The following is a 5861-nucleotide window of genomic DNA, read 5'->3' as shown; positions in this document are numbered from 1 at the left end:
GCGACGAACCGCTCCGCGGTGAGCCCGGGGCGGCCGAGGTATCCCCGTGCCAGCCCGGCGCCCGCCACGTACAGCTCGCCGGGCACACCCGGCGGCAGCGGCTGGAGTCCCTTGCCGAGCACGTAGACCGAGGCGCCGGCGACCGGCCGCCCGATCGGCGGGGTGCCGGTGCCGGTCAGCGGTTCGCTGCAGGTGGCGCAGACGGTGGTCTCGGTCGGGCCGTACGCGTTGACCATCCGGCGCCCCGGCGACCAGCGCGCGACGAGGTCGGCCGGGCAGGCCTCCCCCGCGGTCATCAGGCCCCGGACCCCGGTCAGCTGTTCCGGCTCCACGCTCGCGGCGGCCACCGGCGGCAGCAGCAGGCGCGTCACGTCGTACGCGGTGATCACGTCGGCGAGGGCGTCCCCGGCGAGCGGGACGTCCGGCGGGATGACCAGCGCGGCGCCCGCGTGATAGGCGCCCAGCAGTTCCGCGATGAAGGCGTCGAAGCTCGGCGACGCGAACTGTAGGAGCCTGCTGTCGCCGTCCAGCCCCATGCCCTCGGCCATGGTCGTGGCCAGGTCGACGAGTCCGGCGTGGGTCACGACGACGCCCTTGGGGCGTCCTGTGGTGCCGGAGGTGTAGATGACGTAGGCGGCTTCGGCGAGCGCGGGGACGGGGTACGGGTACGGCGTCCCCTCCTTTCCGTCCGTCCCGCATACCGCCTCCCGTGTCTCCGGCCGGTCCAGGAGCAGGGATTCCGGCAGGTCCGCGACCCCGGTGGTGGAGTGGGTGCACACGAGCGAGGGCGCGGCGTCGCGCAGCATGAACGCGATCCGCTCGGCGGGGTAGCCGGGGTCGACGGGCACGAACGCGGCTCCGGTCCGGGCCACGGCCAGGACGGCGACGACGAGGTCGACGGACCGGGGCAGCGCCAGCGCCACCAGCCGTCCGGGCCGCGCTCCGCGGTCGGCGAGCAGCCGGGCGAGCCGGTCCGCGCGCCGGCCGAGTTCGGCGAAGGTGAGGGTTTCGTCCGCCGACACCAGCGCGGGCGCGTCCGGGGTCCGGGAGACCGGGCGGCGCAGCAGTTCAAAGAGCGTGCAGGGCGGTGCCGCCACGCCGGTGTCGTTCCACTCCCGGAGCATGCGCCGCCGCTCCGCCGGGGGCAGCAGGTCCACCCCGCCGACCCGCTGGGCGGGGTCCTTCTCCACGGCGTCGAAGAGCCGGGTCAGCGCCTCCAGCATGCGCGCGACGTCGGCGCGGTCCAGCAGGTCCGGCCGGAAGTCCAGGTCCAGCCGCAGCCGTTCGCCCGTCCCGGACACCCGGAAGGCGAGGGCGCCGGGGACCTGCGGCCGTTGCTCCACGGCCACCACCCGGAGGTCGGCGACCGGTGCCGGTTCGCCGCAGTCGACCGAGACCAGCGTGTCGAAGATGCCGTGGGTCTCGCGGGGCGCCAGGACGCCGGTGAGCCGGGCCTGTTCGTCGGCCAGCCGGAAGAACACGTCGAGCAGCGAGTCCCCGGCGGCGGCCCGGACCACCACCGGCCGCGGCTCGGCCAGGCGGCCGGCCATGATGTCGATCCCGAGGAAGCGCGGCCGGGCCGTCACGCCGAGCACGACGTCGTCCCGGCCGGTCAGCCAGCCCAGCAGGATGCCGAACACGCCCTGCGCGACCGTCTCGAAGGCCAGGCCGTGGTCGTGGGCCATCCGCAGCAGGCCGCTGCCGACGTCGGCGGGCAGTTCACCGGAGACCCGCTCCACCGGACCGGGCCGGGCGGGGTCCGCCTGACCGCCCACCAGGGTCGGCTCGGCCTCGGCGAGGTGGGTCGACCAGACCAGGTCGGCCGCTTCGCGGTCCTGGGCGGCCAGCCAGCCGGCGTAGTCGGCGTGGGCCGGCACCCGCGGCAGGTCGCCGTCCCTGCCGCCGTACACGGCGAGCAGTTCGTCGATGAGCACGCGGTGCGACTGGGCGTCGACGGCCGCCGGGTCGCTGCTCAGCCGGAGCCGGTGCCGGCGGGGGCCGAGGCGGGCGAGCAGCAGCCGCAGCGGGACGGGCGGGCCCGCGTCCTCCTCGGCGTCGAGCCGGTCCAGTTCGGCGTCGCGCCGGGGCCCGTCCACGGTGCCGAGGTCGATGGCGCGCCACGGCAGTTCCGCGTCCGGTGCCGGCCGCAGGTGCGGGTGGCGCCGGGCCAGTTCGGCGGCGGCCCGCCGCAGCGCGGTGCCGTCCAGGGGGCCGTCGACGTCGACCATCGTGACCACGTGGGAGGGGAGTGTCGTGGGCACCATGTCAGCTCCCCGCTCCCTCGGCCCGCGCGGCCCGTGCCACGGCCTCGGCGCGCAGCCGCACCCGGTCCGGCTTGCCGGGGCCCACCAGGGGCAGCGTCTCGCGCAGTTCGATCTCGGCGGGCACGTGGTTCGCCGACAGCGCCGCGGTGACGTGCCGTTCCAGCACCGAGGGGTGCAGGGTCACGCCGTCGCGCGGCACGACGGCGGCGCAGATCCGCTCGACGCGCTGCTCGTCCTCGACGCCGAAGACCGCCGCGGCGGCCACGCCCGGGTGTTCCAGGAGCACCCGTTCGACCGCGCTCGGATGCACCTTGATGCCCTTGACCTTGATGACGTCCGCGATCCGGCCGTGCAGATGCAGGCAGCCCGCCTCGTCGAGGTGGCCGATGTCTCCGGTGTGCACCCAGCCGTCCCGCACGACCTGCGCGGTCAGTTCGGGTTCGTTCCAGTAACCGGCCATCTGCCAGCGGCCGATCACGCACACCTCGCCGGCCTCGCCGGCGGGCAGTTCCCGGCCGTCGGCGACGGAGCGGATGCTCACCCGGACGGCCTCCGGCGGGCGGCCGACGGTGGCGCGCAGCTCGGGGTCCAGGTGGTCCTGCGGCGTCAGTAGGCTGATCAGTCCGGTCTCGCTGGTGCCGTAGACCTGGAAGAGGACGGGGCCGAGCGCCTTCACCGCGTGGGCGAGCCGTTCGGGCGCGGCGGGGCTGCCGGTGTAGAACACCTCGCGCAGGCTCGTCAGGTCGGTGTGCGCGGTGTCGGGGTGTTCGGCCAGCGCGTTGACCTGCGGTGAGCCGAGCACGAGGCGGGTGATCCCGTGGCGGGGGACCGCGCGCAGCACCTCGGCGGCGTCGAAGCCGGGGTGCAGGACGACGACGCCGCCGGCGACGATCGTGTCGTCCGCGGTGGCGCCGCTGGAGTGGGTGAGGGGTGCGGTGACCAGGCAGCGGGCGCGGTCGCCGCGGACCGCGGAGGTCGCGACCATCTCGTTCTTGACCGCGTAGGGCCAGCTGACGCCCTTGGGTTTGCCCGTGGAGCCGCTGGTGTAGGTCACCACGGCGATGGTGCCCTGCTCGGCGGTGGTGAGGTCGAGGTCGGCGGGGGCGGACAGGTCGATGGCGTCCGGGAGGGCGTCGGCGCCGCCGAACACCGCGATCGGCGGGCGCTCGGGCAGGGAGCCGCAGAGTTCGAGGGCCCGCGCGATGTTGTCCCGGTCGATGGCGAGCACGGCCGGCGCGACGTCCATGAGGATGCCGAGCTGCGCCTCGGCGGACAGTTCGTCGGAGGGGTCGACCGCGTTGACACCGCGGATGTGCACCGCGGTGGCGCCGACCAGGTTCGCCGCGTACCGCAGTATCAGGGTCGCGGGCGTGTTCGGGTTGGTCAGCACGGCCACCGCGCTGCCGGGGCCGACGCCGTGCTCGCGCATCCGGGCCGCGGCGGAGACGACGTGGTCCGCCAGTTCCCGGGCGGTGGTCGGCGTGTCCCGGTGGACGAGGGGGACGCCCTCGGGCTCGGCGCTCAGTTTCGCGAGGATCTGGCGCACGTAGTGATCATGGCCTTGCACGTACGTTCTCCAATGCGACTCGGTGGTCAACAGGCACGTTCGGGCATGGCGTGTCGGCATGTCCGGGCCGGGGAGTACGGGGATCTTCCGGCGGGGTGCATCGACCTGCGCCCTGATCCCGACCACCGTAGGTCGGCCCGGGCGGGCTCACATCCCTCGTGCTGGTAGCCCGGCGGGGCCACCGTGTGGTCAGTGTCGACGGCTGTCAGAGGGCGCCCACGCGCAGCGCCTGGCCGCTGAGGGAGTCGGCGGTGGCCCCGGTGAGCATCGTGACGGTGCGGGCCGCCTGCCGGGAGAACTCCACGGCGGTGGGCATCCGGCCGGCCCGGGTGCCGAGTTGGTCGACGGGGCGGGACGCGGTGAGGAGATGGGCCGTGATGCCCAGCGGTGCCAGTTCGAGCGCCAGGGTCCGGGTGAGGCCTTCGAGCGCGCTGCGGACGGTGGCGTTCTCGGTCTCCGCGCCCGCCGTGTCCGCGATCGTGATGAGCCGGCCGCCACCGTTCCTGGCCATGGGGTCCAGTACGGCCTGGCAGGCCAGGAAGACCGCGCGCAACGGTACGGCGGTCGTGTCGGTCCACTGCTGCGGGGAGAGCGCCGGCAGTTGTCCGGGGCCGGCCGCGGGGACCACGCTGAGCAGGACGGACGGGTCGCCGAGATGGGCGCACACCTGCTCGATCGCGGCGCCGGCCGACGCGGTGTCGGTCCAGTCGGTGCGCACCGTCAACGCCCGGCGGCCCAGGCTCTCGACCTGGGCCGCCGTGGCCGCGCCGGCGGACGCGTCGGCGTCGAGCAGTGCCACGTCGAGTCCGTCCGCGGCCAGTGCGCGTGCCGCCTCGGCCGCGGTGTCGGTACCGGCTCCGGCTCCGGCTCCGGCTCCGGCTCCGGCTCCGGCTCCGGCGATGATCGCCACCTGCGACATTTCCCCACCTTCCGCCTGGCGCGGGCCGATTCGCCCACACGTGCCAGAGGGTAGGGCGGTCAAGGTCCGGCCGGCATCGGTCGGTCTGGTAGTCGTCAGGCGGGCCGGTGACCGCGGGTCAGCTCCCGTACGGCGGGCAGCACGTCGCTGCCGAGGATCTCGATCGTCTCGGCGACCTGCGCGAACGGCATGCCGCCGAGGTCGATCTGGGCGAGCAGCCGGTCGTGGCCGAACAGCTCGTGCTGCCGCCCGATCCGGTCCACGATCTGCTGCGGACTGCCGAGCAGCAGCGGGCCGTCCTCGCCGCGTTGCAGGTCGAACATCTCGCGCCGCCCCTGGAGCCGGCCCCGCGAGTGGTGCGCGGCGTACGCTGCCCAGTGGGCGTGGAAGCGGTCCACGTCGGCGGGGGTGTGGGCGACGTGGAGGTAGTTCGTGGTGGCCACCGGCAGTTCCGCCGGGTCGTGCCCCGCCTTCTCGGCCGCCGCCCGGTACACGGTGAACGTCTCCGCGAAGCGGGAGAGGGCGCCGCCGGTGGTGCCGACGAGGATGGGTACGCCGAGTGATCCGGCGCGCGTCGCGCTCCCCCGGTTCCCGCCGACGCCGACCCAGACGGGCAGCGGGTAGCGGTTGGCGCGGGGGACGACCCCGGCGCTGGTGAGGGGCGCGCGGTGGCGGCCCGACCAGCTGACCCAGGGCTGGGCGACGATCTTGCGCAGCAGCTCGAAGTGGTCGGTGAACAGGCTGTCGTAGTCGTCGAGTTCGTACCCGAACAGCTCGAACGGCTCGGGGAAGGCGCCGCGGCCCACGGTGATCTCGGTCCGGCCGCCGGAGATCAGGTCCACGGTGGCGAAGTCCTCGTACACCCGGACCGGATCGAGGACACCGATCAGCGTCGTCGCGCTCGTGAGCTTGATGCGGGTGGTGGCCTGGGCGATGGCGGCGAGCACGACGGCGGGCGAGGACACCGCGTAGTTCGGATGGTGGTGCTCGCCGACGGCGAAGACGTCCAGGCCCGCCTCGTCGGCGAGCACGGCGGCGCGCACGAGGTCGGTGATCCGCCTGCCGGCGGGCATGACGTCACCGGTCGCCGGGTCCGGGGTGAGGTCGGCGA

General features: G+C 74.7%; 4 protein-coding genes. All 4 read right to left on the bottom strand.

The window, feature by feature from the left end:
- Positions 1-2264, bottom strand: a 2264-nt coding sequence (locus tag CCN44_RS38165) for an AMP-binding protein (RefSeq protein ID WP_143650293.1), incomplete at its 3' end; no start/stop codon positions are given.
- 1 nt (position 2265) lies between these two features.
- The gene (locus CCN44_RS38160; RefSeq protein ID WP_308406198.1) at positions 2266-3810 is read right to left on the bottom strand and encodes a class I adenylate-forming enzyme family protein; all 1545 of its coding nucleotides are present in this window, start codon (positions 3808-3810) and stop codon (positions 2266-2268) included.
- 226 nt (positions 3811-4036) lie between these two features.
- Positions 4037-4750, bottom strand: a complete 714-nt coding sequence (locus tag CCN44_RS38155) for an SDR family NAD(P)-dependent oxidoreductase (RefSeq protein WP_086703399.1) — start codon at positions 4748-4750, stop codon at positions 4037-4039.
- 95 nt (positions 4751-4845) lie between these two features.
- Positions 4846-5861, bottom strand: a 1016-nt coding sequence (locus CCN44_RS38150) for an LLM class flavin-dependent oxidoreductase (RefSeq protein WP_086703396.1), incomplete at its 5' end; no start/stop codon positions are given.

The organism is Streptomyces tricolor (genome assembly GCF_002155905.1).
Taxonomy (GTDB): Bacteria; Actinomycetota; Actinomycetes; order Streptomycetales; family Streptomycetaceae; genus Streptomyces; species Streptomyces tricolor.
Note: the sequence above shows the minus strand (reverse complement) of the source record. Positions and strands in the feature narration are given on the sequence as shown.

Bases quoted from the DNA above. Each gene is read 5' to 3' on its own strand.
- CCN44_RS38155 (WP_086703399.1), bottom strand. From the start codon at position 4,750: ATGTCGCAGGTGGCGATCATCGCCGGAGCCGGAGCCGGAGCCGGAGCC.